The following is a 20,446-nucleotide window of genomic DNA, read 5'->3' as shown; positions in this document are numbered from 1 at the left end:
GGCACCATCATGAGCAACTGTTCCTGCAAAACCTGGCTCAAATACGCCGCCCTCGGCCTCGCCACCCTCGCCGTCATCGGCGGCATGATCGGCTACGACCGCGGCTTGCGCGAATATCCACAACCGGACTGGGTGACCGCCACGCCGGACATGCGCTTCAAATACGGCTCGATCGGCGCCGAGCAGGACTCCGGCATCCCGTACTGGATTTTCTACGTGCTGCCGCGGGTCTTCCCCGAGAAATTCAAGGAAGACGGCAAGGTCGTCCCCGGCGGCTACGCGGCGCTCGGCGTGCCGTGGGAAATGGGCCGCGAACTGCCGGTCGGCTTCACCAAAACCACCATCGGCTTCCCGCGCGTCGCCAACAACTGCGCAGTCTGCCACACCACGACCTACCGCGTTTCGCCCGATTCCAACCCGGTCTTCGTTGTCGGCGGCTCAGGCCACACCACCAACGTCCAGGCCTTTTTCCGCCTGCTCATCAACTGCGCCAAGGACCCGCGTTTCAACGCCGACATCCTGATGGCCGAGATCAACCGCGTCACGCACCTCGACTGGATCGACCAGCTGCTCTACCGCTTCCTGATCATCCCGATCACCAAAAAGCGCCTGCTCGAACGCGAGGCGCAATTCGCCTGGCTCTACCGCCCGGACTTCCCCGAATGGGGCCGCGGCCGCGACGACGGCATGAACCTGACCCGGTATTTCATGATCAAGGCGCCGATGGACGACTACTTCGGCCCGGCCGACATGCCGGCCGTGTGGAACCTGAAAAAGTATGACCCGGCCAAGGGCAGCCGCCCGAACTACGCCGCCGACACCCACGATGTCCATTCCGTGGTCATCGATTCGGCGCTCGGCGTGCTCGGCGCCCCGCCCAAGAACAACGCCCGTTTCATGGAGCAGATCGAGTGGCTAAAAACCTACCTCTCCCAGCTCCAGCCACCAAACTACCCCTTCCCCATCGACCAGGCCAAGGCCGCCAGCGGCATAGTGCTGTTCAACACCCACTGCGCCGCCTGCCACGCCAGCGACAAGACCGGCACATCCCTGCCGCTCGCCGATGTCGGTACCGACCGCGGCCGCCTCGACACCTGGAACAAGGACGCCGCGATCAAGGCCAACAAGATCGTCACGGAAATGGGCCTCGAGCGCAAAGGACTGGTCGAGGAGGATTTGCCCGGCTACCACATCCCCTTCCTCGACGGCCTCTGGCTGCGCGCCCCCTACCTGCACAACGGCTCGGTGCCAACGCTGCGCGACCTGCTCGAACCCGCCGCCAAGCGCCCGAAAGTTTTCTGGCGCGGCTACGACGTTTATGACCAGAAGAACGTCGGCTTCGTCACCGACACGCCGGAAGCCCAACGCGTCGGCACCCGGCTCGACACCGCCAGCAAGGGCGGCGGCAATCAGGGGCACGAGTTCGGCACTGGCTTGTCAGGCAGCGAAAAGGATGCCCTGGTCGAGTATTTGAAAACGCTGTGAATCGCCCTTCCACGAGCGCCCTGCCGCACTGTAAAGAAAAGGAAGGTTTGCGATGAAAACCCGTCTCCTGATCGCCAGCACTCTCGTGGCCTTTGCCTGCACCGCCGCCCTCGGCGCGCCGGAAAAACTGTCGCCAGCCGACCAGGCTGCCGCCTTCAAGGCCGCCGGCTTCAAGCTCAAGGGCAAACGCTGGCAAGCCTGTGACGATCCGACTCCGACTTACAGCCCGGGCGCCATGGAAAATGTCCGCGACCTCAACGGCGACAGCCTGCCCGAAGCCATCATCACCGAGGGCGGCACCTACTGCTACGGCCATACCGGCGCCGGTTACAGCCTGGTCAGCAAACAGCCGAACGGCGGCTGGAAGCTGATGACCAACGGCACCGGCATGCTCAGCATTCTCAACACCAAAGGCGCCGGCGACTGGCCCGACCTCGAAATCGGCGGCCCCGGCTTCTGCTTCCCCGTCCAACGCTGGAACGGCCGGGAATACGCGGTTCATCGGCACCAATACGAAGGCAAGCCGTGCCGACGGAAATAGTCGGCTGAATTACCGGCAAAAGGCGATTGCTACGGTCAACCGGAAAATTTGGCCGAAATTGAAATCTCCGCAGCCTTGAATATGGACTCTGGCCTGACAGCGCAGGCAATTCTTGGTGCGCTATTTGCGTTCCCGTTGGTAACAGCGTTCAAACGGGCGATTCTTGTCGTGTTCCCTTCAATTCAACCCTCATCCCTTGCCACCTCGCACACCGCACTGGACAGCTGGCGCCCGCGGCCCTGTCGATACCGCGCCCCTCACGCCCGGGAGGCAAGGCATGCATGACACCTGTTCCGCTGCAGGTGACGACGAATGGGTCATCTGGAACGGTGGGCTCGGCGTGGTCACCACGGCCACGCTCGGCCGGGTCGAGGTCGGCCCCGGTGGCCGAACAGCATGGCTGGAAGAACCGTTCGACATGGTCGGGCCATTCGATTTCGACGAACTCGAGACCCACGGCCGAATAAGCTTTGCGGCCTGCATCGTCATGTCACGCCAACGCTGGCAGGACGACCAGGCGGCGTTGAAGCGGGAGTCAATCCACCTGCGCCGTGCCGCCCAGGAGCGAATTAACGACGAATTTGCCCGCTTCTTCGGCCGGCAAGGCAGACACCACGGCAAGCGCCAACCCGTGGACGAACGCGAACATCGCGAGGTACTGAATCTGCCGGCCAGCGGAAAACTCGAACGGCGCCAGGTCAACACCGCCTACAGACGGCTCGCCCAGAAGGCGCATCCCGACGTCGGGGGAAGTCATGAACAGTTCGTCCGCATCACCAAAGCGCGCACTGTCCTGCTCGAAACGATTTCGTGACTGGCCTGCATGATGTCCAGAGGCCTTTTTCTTGAATCAATGAATAGGTGAATTTACCCATGACCCGGATTATCGATTTTCCCGTTCAGAATAATCAGCGAAACCATGACTACGATGGCGACATTGAAGACATATTGGCATCCATCCCGCTGAGACCCCGAGAAAAGCTCAGGTTCGAGCTGATCAAGACAATTAATGGCTATGACGCCTATTTCACCCAATGGTCCCTGAGCTTTCCTGAATCCAGTGACGAAACAGTCAAAAAGCAAATCTACGACCTGGCGCATCAGGAACATGGCCGAAAAATACGCATGCTGAAAGACATCATGCTGCTCAAGGCAAAAGTCCTGGTTTCGGAGTTCCATCGATCGAAGTGATCTGTTTCCAACATGGCCATCCGACTTGTTGCGCTCCACTCTTGAGACCGCCGACAAATGCATTCTTTCTTTTCAGTGAAATCAAACCTCCGAATCTTTCAGAGGCCGCGAACCTCCGGGATCAAGTCGTGAAGTTAGGCATTTACTGTTGCCAGCCTGCTCAATGAAAGGCGGCGCTGTGTCGAGTAGTCACCAGAGCTGAAACTAAAAAGACGCCGACTGTCCAACAACCGCATTGCGGCAACGCTGCCGAACTGGCGGTCCCGGCCATTTCCGGTCCCTCAAGAAAGCGCCGCATAGCGGACGTTGGCTTTGTCCGTATGATTGCTGATTGATAAGGAGATCGGCATCGGATAATCTCCATGCCATTTAATACTTTTCAGGTGGTCCAATCGTGTCCGTATTATTAGTAGTGATCTGGACGTTTCTGCTCGTGAATAACTTTTAGAGCCAGCCATGGATAACACCGATTTAATCATCAAACTAGGTATTGGCATCGCATCTGGCTTCATTGGCTGGTTACTCGCTCAAGTCACGAGCCTAGTCAAAGACTGGGCAAAAGCGCGAAAAATCAAAGCGCTTCTGCTTGAAGAACTGCGGGACGTCGACCGAGAAATGGAAAGGGTGATGACGTCCAGCGCCAGAGATCTACAGATATACGGCGCAAAAGGCGTTGGAAATTCAGCCTGTATTGGCGTCTCAAACTATATTTTTTCAAACTATTATAAAGACGCACTTTTATCTTTAAATCAAAACCAAAGAATTTCGTATCAGCTCATACACTCCCTAATTCGCAGTCTAAACGAAGGGCTTGATAGCATTCGGAGCCTAACAACAGAGATACAGAAGCACCACCAAAAGAACGGCACAACCGAAGAAACTGTAGTATTTGGAAAAGAGTGGGGAGAAATGATCAAGGCGGAATACATAAATTCCGCAGCGATCAGATGGCATGTTCGTTATCACATCGACAACGAGTGCAACCCAGACCTATCTTCGATGACAGAAGGCCACAAAAACTACCTCAAGTTTCTTGCTGAAGTAGAGAGTGAAGCAAATAAGCTCATCAAGAGTGGAGAATCAATTGATAGAAAAAAATTCGAAGAAATCTATTCTCCTTCCTCTTTCGGAAATTAGCTCTAACATGGCGCTCAACAGGGGCACTCCAAAAGCTACGCTTTCGTCCTGCCTGTTAGCTCTACTACAAGAGCTTCCCTATTCTCATTAGGCGCAATGCTTATGAATGAAACCGCTGAACGTTTCTTCAAGAACAGGTGCATTTCTACGGAAATGGATCTAAATCCATATGTCGTTCAGGCTGCAGAGCTTATTGAATTGGCTGACGACGAGGTCAACAGGCTGGCCGAAAAAAATATTGATCGTCTACAACATGAGGTGGCTTGGTCCATCCTCCACGACATGTATAAGAAGTGCCACGAATTTACAAGTGGTGCTCTAGCCACGTTCCTGATAGCACATATCGGCTCTGCAGAGGCACTTTGCAGAACTGCCGTGGAGTCCGCCGTAAATCTACATTACGCCAGTTGTGGCGATGATGTCGGCAACGTAATCGCTTATTTTCGTAACTACATTGCTACAGAACGAGGCCAGAACAAAACCTAGCTCAAGAGTGTAGAGCGCTCAAATTACTCAAACGAAGCAAAGGCTTATCATCGGATAACTCATAGAAAACAAGGAACAAAGCCTAGACTTCTACGAGGAAGGACTCCGGAAATCCCTTGCCATCATCAATATTGACTACGATGCCTACCTTGGCTCCTGGCCCAGTATTTTTGATCGCTTTTCAAAGATTGGGAAAGAGGTCGATTACAGAACGATCTATGCCGCACTTTGCTCACAGGCACACAATGATCCTGAAGATATCCTTAACAACCTCATGACAAGAATTATTGAGGTGGAGGGGTATGCGGAATCAGTAGAGATAGAAAAATATATTTTTTCCTTAAACATGGTGCTGACTAGCATTTGCTTCTATATAGAAGCTTCTGCAATGTATTTAGCAAAATACAACATTAACGTTACCAAAACACTGGTTCCCATTTCGCAGAGAGCGACAGAATTGTTATCTGAATTGCAATCAAACTCCAGAGCACATACATCACGCCCCCTCAAGCGTTCCGCCTAACAATCAGGTCAAGGTCGGCAACAACCGATTTAGAGATGTCAGGCAGCCCCTCGGCATTTTCGATTACGCAGTGCTCTTGAACAAACACGCCCCTAACTCCTCCACTCCTTTTAATTGAACGGAATATTATTTCCGCGGTCGACTAGCTGAGGTTGGCCGGTTTGCTGGCGTCGAGTCCTTGGCTACCCGCCGATTGAGCGGCGTTGCGAATCGACGGGTTTTCCGGTTTTTCTGGCCTCATCGGGGAGAAGGAATGACCGATATATTCCTGAGCTATACCGAGCGTGACCGGGAGACGGCGCGGCGGGTTGCCGAGGCGCTTGGTTCGGCCGGCTGGAGCGTGTGGTGGGACCGGCGGATTCCGGCCGGGGAAACCTGGCGCAGCGTGCTTGAGCATGCGCTGGAAGACATGCGCTGCATGGTGGTTTTGTGGTCGGCCAAATCAATCGAAAGCGAATGGGTTTACGAGGAAGCCACCGAGGGGCGCCGGCACGGCAAGCTGGTGCCGGTGCTGATCGAGAATGTTCGCCCGCCGGCCGGTTTCCGCGAGATTCAGGCGGCCGATCTGACGGGTTGGGATGGCTCGCCCGATTTCGATGGCCTGCGCATGCTGCTGTCGGACCTTGAGCATCTGCTGGGCAAGCCGGTGGTGAGTGCCGTTGACAGTCCATCGTCGGCCAGCCTCCCGACCGGGAAAGCCGATGCAGCACACGATTCTGACCCGCCCTACAACACGACCGATTTACCCGGCCGGGCCAAGCCGGCGACGGATGGAACCAAAGCGCGCTGGCCACTTTGGGCGCTGGCTGGAGGCGTACTGCTGGCGGGTGCGGCTGCCTTCATCGGCCTGTCGTCGCGCCAGCAACCCGTTCCCGCGCCCCCGCTCCCGGAATCAGCCAGCCGGCAACCGGAGCGAAGCGCGCCGCCGGCTGCTCCCACCGTCGTTCCGGCCGCCCCTTCCCCGCCAACGGCAAGCGTCCGGCCGGAAGTTTCGCGTGACTCGCGCGCTGCGTTGGCATCCTCGACGGAGCCCCTGTCGCGCAGCAGAACCCAGCCTGAGCCTTCCACCGCCATCAAGCGGAGCGATTCGACCCGGCTGTCTAGCGCCCGCTGCGCCGATCTGCTGGCCCGCATCCAGCTCGGCGAAACGCTTTCCGAGGCCAGCCAATCCAGATTCGACAAGGAGTGCCGACAATGAACAATCAATCTCCCCGCCTCTCGCGTTCAGCCTTGTGCGCTGCGGTTTTCGCTGCCTTGCTGCTGATCGCCGGCTGCGACAGTCTCAAGGAATTCAGCGCTTCGCCGACGCCGTCTGCTACCGCCTCTTCCATGTCATCCCCGCCGGCCGCGGCCAGCCCGCCACCATCAGCCGCCGCGCCAGCCCCACCGCCGGCCCAGCCTTACGACCAGGCGGTATTGAGCGCCGCCACCGCCTTGTTCACCAATGCCAAACTGCCACCGGCCGGCACCCCGGCCCAGCAAAAATACGCGCTGGTGATCGACCCGCTGATCGACGGCATGACCGGCGCCCAGTCGGTAACGACGCGTTCGATGGGCCGGCGGCTGACCGATCTGATGCATGAGCGCTACCCGCAGTTCGACGTGCAGGCCTTTTCGTCGGCCAATGTGGCGCGCAGCCCGCTGGTCCTGATCGGCACCTTCACGGGGGTCAATGCCCAGCGCAAGACGGCGGGCGCCCGCGAGGCCTACCGCATCTGCTTCGCGCTGGCCGATCTGCGCACGGGCAAGCTGGTCAGCAAGGGCTTGGCCTTTGCCTTGCCGGAAGGCGTAGACCCGACACCGTTGGCCTTTTTCCGCGACGCTCCGGCCTGGTCGGAAGACCCGGCGACCGAGGGCTACATCAAGACCTGCCAGGGCACCAAGGCCGGCGACCCGATCAACCCGCTCTACCTCGACCGCATTCTGGCCGCCTCGGTCGTCGCCGAAGGCATCGAAGCCTACGAGGCCGGCCGCTACCGCGAAGCCCTCGACTTTTACACCAGCGCCCTGGCCATGCCGACCGGCGACCAGTTTCGCGTGCACAACGGCATCTATCTCGCCAACTGGAAACTCGGCCGCCGGCAGCCGGCTGAAGCGGCCTTTGCCAAGGTCGTCGACTACGGCCTCGAACACCAGCGGCTGGCCGTCAAGTTCCTGTTCCGCCCCGGCTCGACGGCTTTCATGGCGAATGCGGCGCTGAGCAGCAGCTATCCGAGCTGGCTGAAAACCATCGCCCGGCGCACCGGCGATAGCGGCAAGTGCCTGGAAATCACCGGCCACACCAGCCCGACGGGACCGGAACCCTTGAACGAGCGACTGTCGCTGCTCCGGGCCGAATTCATCAAGTCGCGGCTGGCCCAGACCTCGCCCGGACTCGACAAACGGATGATCGCCAACGGCGTCGGCTCGCGGCAAACCATGGTCGGCAACGGCCGTGACGATGCCAGCGATGCGCTGGATCGGCGGGTCGAGTTCAAGGTGATCGGGTGCTGATGATCCGCCAGGTAGCGGTTGCCACGGTCAACCGGAAATTTTGGCCAAAAATGAAATCCTGGCGATGCCCAGCGCGCTGCGATCACGCCGCAGGCGATGCGTTTTCCCCTGGTGCCGGCCGTCTGCTACTGGCTGCGGCGATCCGAATTCATTCGGCGTTCCGCACCGAGCCTTTGGTCCGCCTGTCCCGCGGGCGGGCCGTAGTCGATGGATCGCCTGTCGTTGCTGCGCCGGAGAGCATGATGATTGCGCAGCTCCGGACACAGACCAGGCAAATATGGCAGCTCGCCAACGCCCTCCGCATGCCCGGCATAGCGCAAGGCCTTTTCGTATTGATCCAGGGCATATTCGGCGATGCTGGCCGCCCGCTCGTCCTTCCCTCGAAGATATGAAATCGAGGTCAAGGCTTCGAGCAGGATTGTGAGTATTTTCTCGCCCGGGTTTTCTGCTTCCATCATCAGCTTCTCGCCTCCAGTTCGCCAGCATCCTCGGCTGCTACAAAGCCGGTTCTGGACACTTAGCAAACATGATGCCTGCGTCTGGAAAACCCACCAGCACAACGAAAAATGATGTTGGCAATTTTGGCCGTGTAAGTCTTTTCGACACATTTCGCAGCCATTGGCGCTTACTCAGCAAGCAACGGGCAGCGCGGGTCACTGTGAGCACGCCCCAACAACGCCCTGCACTGGCCGCAGCAAGCCCAAACCACACATTACCGGCCAATCTGCTGCCTGTATCCGGTTATTACGGTCAACCGGAAATTTTTGCCAAATTTGAAATTTTCAGCATCCGTCAGCGCGCTGCGATCACCCCGCAGGCGATGCGCTTGCCCGAATTGCCGGCCGGCTGCGACTTGTAGTCGTCCGGATCAGCATGGATCACGACGCTGCGCCCGACTACCCCGGTCGGGCCGCTCAGGGTCAGGCCACGGAGTTCCGCTGTGTATTTGGCCTCGCCCTGGGCGCTGGCGATCAGGTTGGGCATGTCGCCGCCGTGATGTTCTTCGCTGGCGTGGTGGCCGTGCGCCTTGCTCATCGGATTGAAATGGCCCTTGGCGCTGCTCGCGTCCGGTGCGCTGCAATCGCCTGCCTCGTGCACATGGAAACCATGCTCGCCCGGCGTCAGCCCGGCCACCTTGGCTTCAATGCGCAAACGGCCGTCCGTTTCGGAAAAATTGACGGTACCGCTGACCATGCTGCCCGAACGGGCGAGCAATTCGGCGCTGGCCGACGGGCCGGACATGGAGGTCGCACAGCCGCTCAGCACGGCAATGGACAAGGCACTCAAGGCGATAGCGGGGCGGAGCAGCATGGTTTTCTCCTGAATGGAAACGGGCAATGTCGTCTGACCCATATGCAAAACGGATGTTCCGTCAATATGCGCCCATCTTTATAACAATTTGCAATAACAAGATGCGCACTTGTTCTTAATCGAATATTAAGGACTTGCTACAATGGCGCTCATTCGACAATCCACGCGGATTACCCAAGCAATGACCCAACGCTCTACCCTCTCTCACCTCGACTGGCTCGAAGCCGAAGCCATCCACATCATGCGCGAAGTGGCCGGCCAGTGTTCCAACCCGGTTCTGCTGTTTTCTGGCGGCAAGGACTCGATCTGCATGCTGCGCCTGGCCGAAAAGGCCTTTCGCCCGGGCAAGTTCCCCTTCCCGCTGATGCACATCGACACCGGCCACAATTACAAGGAAGTCGTCGCCTTCCGCGACAAGCGTGCGGCCGAACTGGGCGAGCGGCTGATCGTGCGTTCGGTTGAAGACTCCATGGCCCGCGGCACCGTCGTCCTCAAGCATGAAGGCGAGTCGCGCAACAAGCACCAGTCGGTGACCCTGCTCGAAGCCATCGAGGAATTCGGTTTCGACGCCTGCATCGGCGGCGCCCGTCGCGATGAGGAAAAGGCCCGCGCCAAGGAACGCATCTTCAGTTTCCGCGACGAGTTCGGCCAATGGGACCCGAAGAACCAGCGCCCGGAACTGTGGAGCCTGTACAACGCCCGCAGCCACAAGGGCGAGAACATCCGCGCCTTCCCGATCTCGAACTGGACGGAAATGGACGTCTGGCAATACATCGAGCGCGAAGGTCTGGAACTGCCGAGCATCTATTTCGCTCATAAGCGTCCGGTCGTCATGCGCCAGGGTTCCATCGTGCCGGTCAATGTGCCGCTGGTCGGTGGCGGAGTCGCCAACCCGTCCAAGCCAGGTGAAGAGATCATCGACCTGCAGGTCCGCTTCCGCACCGTCGGCGACATTTCCTGCACGGCCCCGGTCGAATCGGACGCCGACGACGTCAGCAAGATCGTTTTCGAAACCGCCACCACCACCATCACCGAGCGCGGCGCTACCCGTCTGGACGACCAAACCAGCGACGCCTCCATGGAACAACGCAAGAAAGAGGGTTACTTCTGATGACCGCCCACGTAGAAGACCACGGCCTGCTACGCTTTTTGACCTGCGGCAGCGTCGATGACGGCAAGAGCACGCTGATCGGGCGGCTGCTGTTCGACACCAAGACCATCCTCGCCGATACGCTATCGGCCATCGCCAAGACTTCCGAAAAGCGCGGCATGGGCGCGGTTGACCTGTCGCTGCTCACCGACGGCCTGCAAGCCGAGCGCGAACAGGGCATCACCATCGATGTCGCCTACCGCTATTTCTCGACCGGCACGCGCAAGTACATCATCGCCGATGCACCGGGCCATGAGCAGTACACCCGCAACATGGTCACCGCCGCGTCGACCGCCAACCTCGCCATCATCCTGATCGATGCGCGCAAGGGCGTCCTGACCCAGACCCGCCGCCATTCGAAGCTGGCCTCGCTGGTCGGCATCCCGCACCTGATCGTCGCCATCAACAAGATGGACCTCGCCGATTACTCGCAGGAAACCTACGAGCGGATCAAGGGCGAATACCTCGAATTTGCTGCCAAGGTCGGCATCGAAGACATCCGCTTCATCCCGCTCTCGGCGCTCAACGGCGACATGATCGTGGACCGTGGCGACAACCTGAACTGGTACGAAGGCCCGACCCTGCTTGAAATGCTCGAAGTCGCCCCGGCCGCCCATACCGAGCACACCGAGAAGTTCCGCTTTCCGGTCCAGTACGTCTGCCGCCCGCAGGATTCGGCCAACCCGGAACTGCACGACTACCGCGGTTTCATGGGCCGTGTCGAAGCCGGCTCGATCAAGGTTGGCGATGCCGTCACCGTCCTGCCCTCCGGCCGCGAATCGACCGTAAAAGCCGTACAAATTGGCGGCGTCGATATCGGCGAAGCCTTCTGCGAACAATCCATCACCCTGCTGCTCGCCGACGAAATCGACACCTCGCGTGGCGACATGATCGTCAAGTCGAGCGAAGTCCCGGCCGCCGTCAAGCAGATCGAAGCCACCGTCTGCTGGATGGCCGAAGCGCCAATGGACCGCGCCCGCACCTACCTGATCCGCCACACGACGCGCGACTCGAAAGCCAAGCTGGCCGCCATCGACCATCGCCTCGACGTGAACACGCTGGAAAAAGTCCCGGCCGAAAAGCTGGCGATGAACGACATTGCGCAGGTCACCTTCAAGCTGGCCCAGCCGCTGTTCGCCGACCCCTACCTGGAAAACCGCGGCACCGGCGCTTTCATCATCATTGACGAGAGCAACAACAACACGGTCGGGGCCGGGATGATTCTCTGACCTCCCACGGTCAACCGGAAATATCGGCCAAAATTGAAAACGCCTCCGACCCGGAGGCGTTTTGATTTGTCTCTGTCCATTTCGCCCATTTCGCGGCTAACATAAGCGTCGCAAGCGATTTGACCGAATCGCCCGAAATCCGGACTCAACGAAACTGCTGGGAAGTTCTGAATGCGCATTCTGATTGTTGATGACAATGCCTCGATGCGAGACCTGCTGACCGCCCTGCTGTCCAGCCAGGGTTACACGGTGGTGGGTGCGCTGGAAGAGGGCAATGGCGTCATCGATGCCATCCGCAAGCTGGCGCCGGAACTTGTCTGTCTCGACTACCTGTTGCCGGGTCGGGATGGCCTCGACATCCTGCGCGAAATCAATTCGCTGTTTCCCGAAATCGACGTGCTCTTCATCACCGCCTCGGAAGCCCCGGGGCTTGAAGCCAAGGCCGCCGATGCCGGTGCCGCCGGTTTCCTGCGCAAGCCGTTCGGCCAGAAACAGGTAATCGACGAATTGCGCGCCGTCTGTGACACGCGCAATCGTGCTTCCGAAGCCAATGTGCCGGCCGAAACCAGAAAGGCGCCACTGCCCCAGCCGACGGCCGCTGGCGCCCCCAAAGCATCCGGCAAACAGCAGCCGACCGTCGTCATCGTTGACGACAACAGCTCGATCCGCCTGCTGCTCAAAGGCCTGCTCAGCGAACTCGGCCTCAATGTGGTCGCCCAGGCGGCCAATGGCGAGGAAGCCATCCGCGCCGCCAAGGCCCACCAGCCGACCGTGCTCTTTCTCGACGTCAACATGCCCATTCTCGGCGGCCTCGAAGCGCTGCCCCGGATTGTCGAAGCCAGCCCGAAAACGGCCGTCGTCATGGTCACCGGTGACACTTCGCGGGCCATCGTCCAGCAGGCGGCCGGTCTCGGCGCCCGCGGCTATGTCGTCAAGCCGGTGCGCCCGGCCTATGTCGAAAATTTCCTGAAACAGCTGTTCAACACCTGAGCCAAGAAAGGTTTACGACCATGACCTTGATGATCGACTTTCCCTTCCCGGGCGCCGCCCCCTGGGTCGATCACTTCAAGACCATCGAGGTCCCGGTCCTGCGCCATACGGTGCACCAACTTGACGAGCTGCGCGAAACGGCAAACACGATCAATACCCGCAAACTGGCTGCCGTCATCGGGCACGATCCGCTCATGACCCTGCGCCTTTTTCAATACATGCAGGCCAACCGCTCACGCCGCCAGTCGGCGGACATCACGACCATCGAGCGTTCGCTGGTGATGATCGGCACGCAGAATTTCTACAACAGCATCCAGGATCCGCCCATCCTCGAGCAGCAGCTCAAGGGCTACCCGAAGGCCATGCTCGGCCTGCTCAAGGTCATCGCCCGGTCCCGCGTCGCTGCCCAATGGGCCCGCGACTGGGCCTTGCTGCGCCAGAATGCCAGCTTCGATGAAATCACCATGGCGGCGCTGCTCCACGATCTGGTCGAAATCCTCATGTGGTGCTTCGCCCCCAACCTAGCCATCCGGGCCAAGGAAAGGCTGGCCAGCGAACCGGGCAGGCGCAGCAGTCAGATCCAGGAGGAGGTTTTTGGCGCCTCGCTCGACGACATCGCCGTCGAACTGATCACCCACTGGGGGTTGCCGCCCCTGCTCTGTACACTTCTGAACCCGGCCGATGCCGAAACGGCGAATGTCAGAAACGTCAAGCTCGCCGTCGATCTGGCCCGCCACTCGGCCAATGGCTGGAACGACCCCGCCCTGCCGGACGACTATCAAGCCATCGAAACGCTGCTGCACATCGGCCACAGCAATCTGCTCGAACGCATCGGCGCCCCCGAGGAACAGGTCGAGGCAGCCCGCCTGGCCGAGGCCGAAGGCGACCCGCTGGCCTCTTAGCGCGACTATCGCCAGATAGCGCCGCGCCAAAAACGACGGCGCAAAAACATCAGAGATCGACGTTGAGCTGGAACCAGTAGGTTCGGCCATCCATGCGCAGGGAGTCCTGCGCCAGGCCACTGTCGGGACGCCAGTCGAAGGGCGAAACGGCTTCGTACTCGCGGTCGAACAGGTTGCGAATGCTGAATGAGGCCGACAGGCCGTGCCACTTGCGCTCGCTCGAGAAGGTCAGGTTGGCCAGCCCGACGCCGGCCAGGCGCCGCCGTTCCAGCGTCAGCCGCGAACCGAGGTATTGCGCTTCGAGCCCGGTACGCAGTCTATTGTCGAACATGGGAAAGCTCAGATTGAACTTGCCCAGCACATGCGGCGAATTGACCGCTTCGGCCCCGTAAACGTCGCGCGCGTTTTGCCAGGCCAGGCTGCCACGCGAACGAATGCCGTTTTCCCACATACGCTCAAGCTCGACCTCCAGCCCCTGGGTGCGGCTGTTGCCTTCGGGCACATAGTCGCCGAGCGCATCGTTGTAGATCAGCAGGCTGCTTCGGTCGTAGTTGTACAACGAAGCCGTCAGGCGCATGTTGCGGGTGAATTCGTGCTGCAGCGCCAGTTCGCTGGCTGCTACATATTCGGGCACGGCGCTCCCGTCGTAGGAGAAACGCTCGTAGGCATGCGGCATGCGGAAGGCTTCGCTGTAGGAAGCCTTCAGGGTGGTCTGCACGGTCGGCTTGTAGATCACGGCCAGACGCGGGCTCCAGTTGCCGGCCAGATCGCTGGCATCGTCGTAGCGCGCCCCGACGTTGAGCGACCAGTGTTCGTTGATCCAGTACTCGTCGGTCAGGTAAAAACTGCCCGTGCGCCGTGACAGTGAATCGCTGAACACCTCGACGACGGCTTTCTCGGGCGACAAATACGTCCGCCGGAACTGCTGGCGATAATCGTTGCGGAATTCAAAGCCGAAGACCATCGTGTGGTCGATAAACCAGTTGCCGACAAATTTCTGGTCGATGCCCCACCATTGGCCATGGTATTCGCGCCGCCCGTACTTTTCGTTGTCGATGAGGTAGTCGGGAAACTCCCGCCATGTATCGTAGGCGTAGTGGCCGGAATAGAAGCGGGACTGCGAACTCAGCGTGGAAGCCAGCGTCGTTTGGTAGGCGAGATTGAGGAAAGCGTTTTCGTCGCGCACCGAAAATGGCGTGTTGAATGTCGTCGATTCGCTGGGGTTGGTCGGCAGCATCTTCTTGCGGTCGACATAGCCGCCTTCAACGGTCAGGCCCTGGTAGGAAAACTTGCCGAAAACCCGCTTGTTGGTCTCGCTATCGAGGTTGTCGGCGATGCCGTTGTTTGTGCCCGGCGTATCGTAGGCCGGGAAATACAGGTTGCGGCCCTTGATGTCGAGCGCCGAGACCGACAGCAGGAGATCGGCGCCGTTGTCGAAACGCTTGCCGTAAGTCGCCCGCTGCTTTTGCCCGCCATGGCTGGAGACCTCGCCGGACAACTGGGCAGCATTGAAATCGCGTCCCTTTTTGGTCACCACGTTAATGATGCCGAGCATGGCGTTGTTGCCGTAGGTGACCGAACCGGTGCCCGGGACGTATTCGACGCGTTCGACGAGTTCGAGGTCAAGCAGGCCTGATTCGTCGATATAAGCCTGGTTGAACAGGCTGTCCTGCGTCGCGTAGCCGTCGATCAACAGCATGATCCGCCCGGCGTAGTCCTCGGCAGCACCGAAACCGCGACCGCCCATGTATTGATAGCGACGATCATAGGTGGTGTAGAGACCGCGCATGCTGTTGATCACGTCAGCCAGCGTGCGATAGCCGTAGGCGCGAATATCGGCCGCGGTAACGATGCTGACGGCGGAAGGGGAATCGCTGATTTGCTGGGCAATTTGCGCCACCGGGGCGGCCTCGCGGAGCATCAGTTGCTCCAACGGCAGCTCAGTCAGATCAACGGCCGATTCGGCCAGCACCGCCCCGGCGAAAAAGGTCAGGCAAAGCGCAGCATTCAACTGTTTCAGCCTGCCCAAATTCATCCCGCCAATTTTCCTTGTATTGTTGCCAGCGCCTGCACATGCAAGCCGCATGTACAGGCTGGCATTTTAGCCGATTTTATTAAAAGCAAAAACCAGCCGCCACGCAAAACATTTTTGTCATTTTATTCAAATAATACAAATAAATAGCTGCATTGCATCAGCAAGGCAGAATACCGGCGGAGAGCCCTCGCCGCCACGCACCAGACGCATTTTTGGTGAATAATTGCACGATGTTGAGAATATTCATCGCCACCGCCGCCCTCATCTCGCTGACAGCCCCGGCCAGTGCGGAAATCTACAAATGCCGCCTGGCCAATGGCAAGACCGAGATAACCAACGTTCCCTGCCCGACAGGTAGCGGCACGGTAACCGTGCGACCGGACGAACCTGTTTCCGAAGCCTCGCGTCGGGCAGCCCAGCAGGATGTCGAGCGCATGCGCACTTACGTCGAGAAACGCGAAGCCGTGCAGCGCGCCGAAGAAGCGGCGGACCGGGAGGCGCGGGTTGTCAGCCAGCGCCAGCAAAACACGGCCAGTCGCGCCCCCCGTCAATATGGCAACACCGACGAATGCCTGCGCAACGTCGAGTCGATGGTTCTGGAAGCCAGCCAGCGCGCCCAGATGGAGGCGGAATGCCGCAATCTGACCAGCCCGCAGCCGGTTTACGCCCCCGTCGGCGTGCCGGTCTATCCGCAACGTCTCCACGTTCATCCGCAACCGGCGCCGGCCCCCAAGGCCGAACCGCCCAGCGGGCCGAAAATCTCGGTCCAACCCCTGAAAAAATAGCCGGACAAATTCACGGCCAGGTTTTTCCCGAATCCCACGGTCAACCGGAAATTTTGCCCAATTTTGAAATACCCGAGCGGCGTCAGCGTCGCCTCAACGCACCCAAGGTACGCCATGACCCAGCTTCTCCAACCCTACCCCGACACCGCAGCCGGCGAGGAAATCATTGCCAGCACGAAAGTCTGGCTGGAACGCGCCGTCATCGGCCTCAACCTGTGCCCCTTCGCCAAAAGCGTCTTCGTCAAAAAACAGGTCCGCTACGCTCTGACTGCGGCCAGTACGCCCGACGAGTTACTGGCCGAACTGGAGCATGAACTGGCGCTGATGGTCGAAACCGACCCGGCAAAACTCGACACGACGCTACTCATCCACCCGCTGGCGATGACCGATTTTCTCGACTTCCATTTCTTCCTCGGCGAAGTCGATGCGCTGATCCGGAACCTCGATTACGAAGGCGTTTTCCAGATCGCCAGCCTGCACCCGCAATACGAGTTTGCCGGCAGCGAGCCGGACGACATCGCCAATTTCACCAACCGCTCCCCCTACCCGACCCTGCACCTGCTCCGCGAAAGCAGCATCGACCGCGCCGTCGCAGCCTTCCCCGATGCCGAAGCGATTTTCGAGCGCAACATCGAGACGATGGAACGCCTCGGCCATGAGGGCTGGAAGAAGCTCTGGCTGAGTTGAGAAAACGGCAGTTTCTTGCATATTGTTGCCGTCTTTGCTGCCATCGGGTGATCTCGGTAGCAGCATAAGCAAAGTCGCAGATTGCTGACAGAGGCGTAGTTTTCTACGCAAAGAGCGTCAGCAGCCATCCGGTTTACCAAATCACCTGTCAGCTCACATCTGGCGCGACCATGCGTATCGGACGCGTACCGATCTTCGCCCCGGTGACTTCATCCACGGCTACCGCTTTAATTTCCGTTCCCGTTTCAGCGTCAAAAAACTGAACCAATTTGCCACCGCCCCGGTATTGACGTCCCCAGGCGCCAATCATGAAGAGCACCGGCAAAAAATCGCGACCGGCCGCGGTCAGCAGATACTCCTCGCGCGGCGGGTGCTCCGAGTAGCGCCGTTTCTCCAGTAATCCCTCTTCAGTCAGCGTCGCCAGCCGTCGGGTCAGCATCGTCGGGGCGATGCCCAGGCTTTTCCGAAATTGGTCGAAGCGCGTCAGGCCGGCATGGGCGTCGCGCAGGATCAACAGGCTCCAGGCGTCCCCCGCGAAACTCAGGCTGCGCGCTATCGGGCATGGCTCATTGCAATTATTTTCGTCGTTCATACTGTTCTGGTAGTGACTTACTTTCAAATTGGTAGTATCGTCCATTTCAATTTGATAGTAACACCTCGGCGACCAGCAAGCCACCCCGCATGGAGAATTGATTGATGAGCAATGTGACATGGAAAAATGTACCGACCCGCACGATAGCCGTGGGCGGGGTGCCTTTTGTCTATCGGGAACTTGGTCCCGATTCCGGCGTGCCGGTCATCTTCCTGCACCACTTGATGGCCGTGCTCGATGACTGGGACCCGCGAATTATCGATGGCATCGCCGCCCAGCGTCGGGTGATCGCCTTCGACAATCGCGGGGTCGGTGCCTCGGGCGGATCGGTGCCGGACACCATCGAGGAAATGGGGCGGGATGCCATCGCCTTCATTCGGGCCTTGGGATTCAAGCAGGTCGACCTTCTCGGCTTCTCCCTGGGCGGCGGCGTCGCACAAATGGTGGCTTTGCAGGCGCCTGATCTCGTGCGTCGGATGATCCTTGCCGGAACCGGGCCCAAAGGTGGCGGCGGGATTGACGAGATCAACAGAGTCGCCGCCGTTGCTTACCTCAAGGCCGCGCTCACATGGAGTGACCCGAGGAATTTCCTGTTCTTCCCCCGTACCCCGGAGGGCAAGCGCGCCGCGAAAGATTACTTCGCACGGCTCAAGGAGCGCACCGAGGGCCGTGACAAGCCAATTTCCCTGCAGGCCCGACGCGCCCAATTGCAGGCCATCAAAACGGCGGGGCTGAGCGCGCCCGACGATCTGTCGGTCATCAAGCAACCCGTTTTCGTTGCCAACGGCGACCGCGACCTCATGGTGGCCAGCAGTCTTTCGGCCGACATGGCGCGCCGTCTGCCGAATGCCCGGCTGACGATTTACCCAGATTCCGGACACGGCGGCGTCTTTCAGCATTACCGGGCCTTTGTGCCGGCGGTGCTGGACTTCCTTGCCGACTGAGTCGCTCAGATAAAAATGAAAGACCAAAAATGAAAACTCAAACCATGAAAGCACTCACCTTCAAACGCTATGGCAAGTCGCCCGATATCGGCTTCGCCGACGTGCCACGCCCGACGCTGAAGGCCGACGAAATGCTCGTAGAAGTCCACGCCGCGAGCGTGAACCCGATCGACAACATGATCGTGACGGGAATGTTCAAACCGGTCCTGCATTTCCAGCTTCCGGCCACCCTGGGCAGTGATCTGGCCGGCGTGGTGACCGAGGTCGGCAGCGGCGTGACCCGTTTCAAGCCGGGAGATGCCATCTTTGCCAACATCTTCGATCTGGGTACCGGCGCCATCGCCGAGTTTGCTGTGGTGCCGGAGCGCCTTGCCGCATTGAAACCGGCCAACCTGGATTTCGTGCAGGCGGCATCGATCCCGATGGTCGGGCTCACCTCCTGGCAGGCGCTGAAGGAGCGGGCCAATCTTCGGGCCGGCCAGAAAGTGTTCATCCCGGCAGGCTCCGGCGGCATTGGCACGTTTGCGATCCAGCTGGCCAAGTACCTCGGCGCCAGGGTGGGAACGACCACCAGCACGGGCAACGTCGACCTGGTGTTTAGCCTCGGCGCTGACGAGGTGGTCGACTACAAGAAACAGGCATTCGAGAAAGTGCTGCGCGACTACGACGCGGTGCTCGGCACGGTCAGGGGCGATGGGATCGAGAAATCACTCGGCATCCTCAAGCCGGGCGGCACTATCGTTTCCCTGGTCGGTCCGCTGGATGCCGCATTCGCTCGCGCTCGACGGCTCAACCTCATCCTGACCTTCGTCTTCGGCTTGATGAGCCGCAAGATCATGCGCCTGGCGAAAAAGCGGGATGTCGCTTACTCGTTTCTCTTTGCCCGTCCCGATGGCGCCCAACTCGGCGAAATCGGCAAACTCCTCGAGACGGAGCGCATCCGGCCGGTGATCGACAAGGTGTTCCCTTTCGCACAAGCCAAGGAAGCACTTGAGTACCTTTCCCTTGGGCATGCCAAGGGAAAAGTCGTCATCAAGATGCGATGAATTGGGCGTTGTTGATGGGCGCTCAAGCATGAAAACGCATTTAACCGGATCACACATTTAAAGGAGAGATAGATGCCCCTCGTTCGTATCGACATCAAAAGGAACCCGGACCCTTCTTACGCCAAAAAGCTGGGCAAGGTGGTCTACGACTCAATGAAGGCTGCGATTAACGTCCCCGATCACGATAACTTTCAGGTTCTGGCGGAGCACGACGACGACCACTTCGTCTATGACCCCACGTATCTCGGGATAAAACGAACCGACGGGTTGGTGTTTATCCAGATCACCCTTAATGAGGGACGTTCGGCGGATCAGAAGAGACTTCTCTATAAGACAATTGCCGACGGCCTCCACCGGGAAGCGGGTGTTCGGCTGGAAGATGTCTTCATCAATCTGGTCGAGGTCAAAAAGGAAAACTGGTCTTTCGGCAGTGGGGTTGCCCAGTACGCGACCTGATGCTCGACTACCCGACGGCAGTAATTCTTTTTCGTTGGCGTCAGGCGCGACATTGCGCACCTGCCACGGTCAACCCGGTTTACTACGTGAAACGTAAAAAACGGCCAAAAATGAAATCCTGATCAGGCCGTCTCGTGCCCGGCGCCGTCCTTGTCCTGGCGGCCCAGCGTCAGTTCGGTGTTTTCGCTGAGGGCGAAGAAGAAGGCTTCGACGGCTTTTGGCTCGCCGGAGGCGGCGAAGGTGGTCTGGCCGCAGTCACACTGGCCGACCCAGATCGCGTCGATGCCGCGCAGGCCGCGCGTGCTGACCGGGTTGATGCTCGTCACGTCGCCGCCGCAGCCGTTGCAGACCAGCTTTTCCGGGCGCGTCGACTCAAGTTTGGCTTGCGCCTGAGCGATGCGTTCTGCCTGTGAACCCCGATTTTTGGCCTGTCCCATGTCTGTTCCCCGCGATTTTGAATGGC

22 protein-coding genes are annotated in these 20,446 nt (G+C 59.4%); 17 read left to right on the top strand and 5 right to left on the bottom strand.

The annotated features are described in order from the left end of the window. Window positions 1–9 precede the first annotated feature (9 nt). The 8 genes from KI610_RS08470 to KI610_RS08435 all read left to right on the top strand — a co-directional run bounded on the left by KI610_RS08470 (window position 10) and on the right by KI610_RS08435 (window position 7,856). Window positions 10–1,485 (top strand): c-type cytochrome, encoded by a 1,476-nt coding sequence (locus KI610_RS08470; protein ID WP_226498203.1) that lies wholly within the window; start codon window positions 10–12, stop codon window positions 1,483–1,485. Between the two features lie 52 nt (window positions 1,486–1,537). Then, the gene (locus KI610_RS08465) at window positions 1,538–2,026 is read left to right on the top strand and encodes a hypothetical protein (RefSeq protein WP_226498202.1); all 489 of its coding nucleotides are present in this window, start codon (window positions 1,538–1,540) and stop codon (window positions 2,024–2,026) included. Between the two features lie 277 nt (window positions 2,027–2,303). After that, a complete protein-coding gene (locus KI610_RS08460; RefSeq protein WP_226498201.1) occupies window positions 2,304–2,840 on the top strand; it encodes a J domain-containing protein in 537 nt (178 codons plus the stop codon). Window positions 2,841–2,899: 59 nt separating this feature from the next. Further along, entirely contained in the window at window positions 2,900–3,217 is a 318-nt protein-coding gene (locus tag KI610_RS08455; RefSeq protein ID WP_226498200.1) for a hypothetical protein, read from the top strand. Between the two features lie 456 nt (window positions 3,218–3,673). Continuing rightward, the gene (locus tag KI610_RS08450; protein ID WP_226498199.1) at window positions 3,674–4,354 is read left to right on the top strand and encodes a hypothetical protein; all 681 of its coding nucleotides are present in this window, start codon (window positions 3,674–3,676) and stop codon (window positions 4,352–4,354) included. A 102-nt stretch (window positions 4,355–4,456) separates the two neighbouring features. Further along, window positions 4,457–4,840, top strand: coding sequence for a hypothetical protein (locus KI610_RS08445; protein ID WP_226498198.1), 384 nt, complete (start codon window positions 4,457–4,459; stop codon window positions 4,838–4,840). A gap of 776 nt (window positions 4,841–5,616) precedes the next feature. Continuing rightward, window positions 5,617–6,561: a toll/interleukin-1 receptor domain-containing protein gene (locus KI610_RS08440; RefSeq protein ID WP_226498197.1), complete on the top strand. Its 945-nt coding sequence runs from the start codon at window positions 5,617–5,619 to the stop codon at window positions 6,559–6,561. Continuing rightward, complete coding sequence (locus KI610_RS08435) at window positions 6,558–7,856, top strand: OmpA family protein (protein ID WP_226498196.1); 1,299 nt, start codon at window positions 6,558–6,560, stop codon at window positions 7,854–7,856. The genes KI610_RS08440 and KI610_RS08435 overlap by 4 nt, the downstream gene beginning before the upstream one ends. A gap of 125 nt (window positions 7,857–7,981) precedes the next feature. Here the strand turns inward: KI610_RS08435 and KI610_RS08430 are convergent, their stop codons facing one another. Next, complete coding sequence (locus KI610_RS08430) at window positions 7,982–8,314, bottom strand: hypothetical protein (RefSeq protein WP_226498195.1); 333 nt, start codon at window positions 8,312–8,314, stop codon at window positions 7,982–7,984. Window positions 8,315–8,648: 334 nt separating this feature from the next. Continuing rightward, window positions 8,649–9,167: a superoxide dismutase family protein gene (locus tag KI610_RS08425; RefSeq protein WP_226498194.1), complete on the bottom strand. Its 519-nt coding sequence runs from the start codon at window positions 9,165–9,167 to the stop codon at window positions 8,649–8,651. Window positions 9,168–9,348: 181 nt separating this feature from the next. Between KI610_RS08425 and cysD the strand changes: the two genes are divergently transcribed. The 4 genes from cysD to KI610_RS08405 all read left to right on the top strand — a co-directional run bounded on the left by cysD (window position 9,349) and on the right by KI610_RS08405 (window position 13,438). After that, window positions 9,349–10,278, top strand: coding sequence for a sulfate adenylyltransferase subunit CysD (gene cysD / locus KI610_RS08420; RefSeq protein WP_404827488.1), 930 nt, complete (start codon window positions 9,349–9,351; stop codon window positions 10,276–10,278). Next, window positions 10,278–11,546, top strand: coding sequence for a sulfate adenylyltransferase subunit 1 (locus tag KI610_RS08415; protein ID WP_226498192.1), 1,269 nt, complete (start codon window positions 10,278–10,280; stop codon window positions 11,544–11,546). Before cysD ends, KI610_RS08415 begins: the two co-directional genes overlap by 1 nt. A gap of 171 nt (window positions 11,547–11,717) precedes the next feature. Next, window positions 11,718–12,536 (top strand): response regulator, encoded by an 819-nt coding sequence (locus KI610_RS08410; RefSeq protein ID WP_226498191.1) that lies wholly within the window; start codon window positions 11,718–11,720, stop codon window positions 12,534–12,536. Between the two features lie 20 nt (window positions 12,537–12,556). Continuing rightward, on the top strand, window positions 12,557–13,438 hold the full coding sequence (locus KI610_RS08405; protein WP_226498190.1) for an HDOD domain-containing protein: 882 nt from the start codon (window positions 12,557–12,559) through the stop codon (window positions 13,436–13,438). A 49-nt stretch (window positions 13,439–13,487) separates the two neighbouring features. Here the strand turns inward: KI610_RS08405 and KI610_RS08400 are convergent, their stop codons facing one another. Continuing rightward, a complete protein-coding gene (locus tag KI610_RS08400; protein ID WP_226498189.1) occupies window positions 13,488–15,473 on the bottom strand; it encodes a TonB-dependent receptor plug domain-containing protein in 1,986 nt (661 codons plus the stop codon). A gap of 230 nt (window positions 15,474–15,703) precedes the next feature. Here KI610_RS08400 and KI610_RS08395 point away from each other — a divergent pair, with 230 nt between their 5' ends. Together KI610_RS08395 and KI610_RS08390 are read left to right on the top strand one after the other, a co-directional pair. Next, complete coding sequence (locus KI610_RS08395) at window positions 15,704–16,258, top strand: DUF4124 domain-containing protein (RefSeq protein WP_226498188.1); 555 nt, start codon at window positions 15,704–15,706, stop codon at window positions 16,256–16,258. A gap of 114 nt (window positions 16,259–16,372) precedes the next feature. Beyond that, window positions 16,373–16,945, top strand: coding sequence for a DUF1415 domain-containing protein (locus tag KI610_RS08390; protein ID WP_226498187.1), 573 nt, complete (start codon window positions 16,373–16,375; stop codon window positions 16,943–16,945). Window positions 16,946–17,093: 148 nt separating this feature from the next. Here the strand turns inward: KI610_RS08390 and KI610_RS08385 are convergent, their stop codons facing one another. Next, entirely contained in the window at window positions 17,094–17,582 is a 489-nt protein-coding gene (locus KI610_RS08385) for a winged helix-turn-helix transcriptional regulator (protein WP_226498186.1), read from the bottom strand. A 59-nt stretch (window positions 17,583–17,641) separates the two neighbouring features. On the opposite strand from KI610_RS08385, the gene KI610_RS08380 reads away from it, so the two are divergent. The 3 genes from KI610_RS08380 (at window position 17,642) to KI610_RS08370 (ending at window position 19,983) form a co-directional block, all read left to right on the top strand. Beyond that, the gene (locus KI610_RS08380; protein WP_226498185.1) at window positions 17,642–18,481 is read left to right on the top strand and encodes an alpha/beta fold hydrolase; all 840 of its coding nucleotides are present in this window, start codon (window positions 17,642–17,644) and stop codon (window positions 18,479–18,481) included. 29 nt (window positions 18,482–18,510) lie between these two features. Beyond that, a complete protein-coding gene (locus KI610_RS08375) occupies window positions 18,511–19,527 on the top strand; it encodes an NADP-dependent oxidoreductase (protein ID WP_226498184.1) in 1,017 nt (338 codons plus the stop codon). A 72-nt stretch (window positions 19,528–19,599) separates the two neighbouring features. Continuing rightward, window positions 19,600–19,983 (top strand): tautomerase family protein, encoded by a 384-nt coding sequence (locus tag KI610_RS08370; RefSeq protein WP_226498183.1) that lies wholly within the window; start codon window positions 19,600–19,602, stop codon window positions 19,981–19,983. Window positions 19,984–20,105: 122 nt separating this feature from the next. Here KI610_RS08370 and KI610_RS08365 read toward each other — a convergent pair whose 3' ends face one another. Then, window positions 20,106–20,420, bottom strand: coding sequence for a hypothetical protein (locus tag KI610_RS08365; protein ID WP_226498182.1), 315 nt, complete (start codon window positions 20,418–20,420; stop codon window positions 20,106–20,108). Between the last annotated feature and the right edge of the window lie 26 nt (window positions 20,421–20,446).

Origin of the sequence: Ferribacterium limneticum (assembly GCF_020510565.1) — a bacterium.
Classification (GTDB): domain Bacteria; phylum Pseudomonadota; class Gammaproteobacteria; order Burkholderiales; family Rhodocyclaceae; genus Azonexus; species Azonexus limneticus_B.
This window is presented reverse-complemented; position numbering and strand designations above follow the sequence as displayed.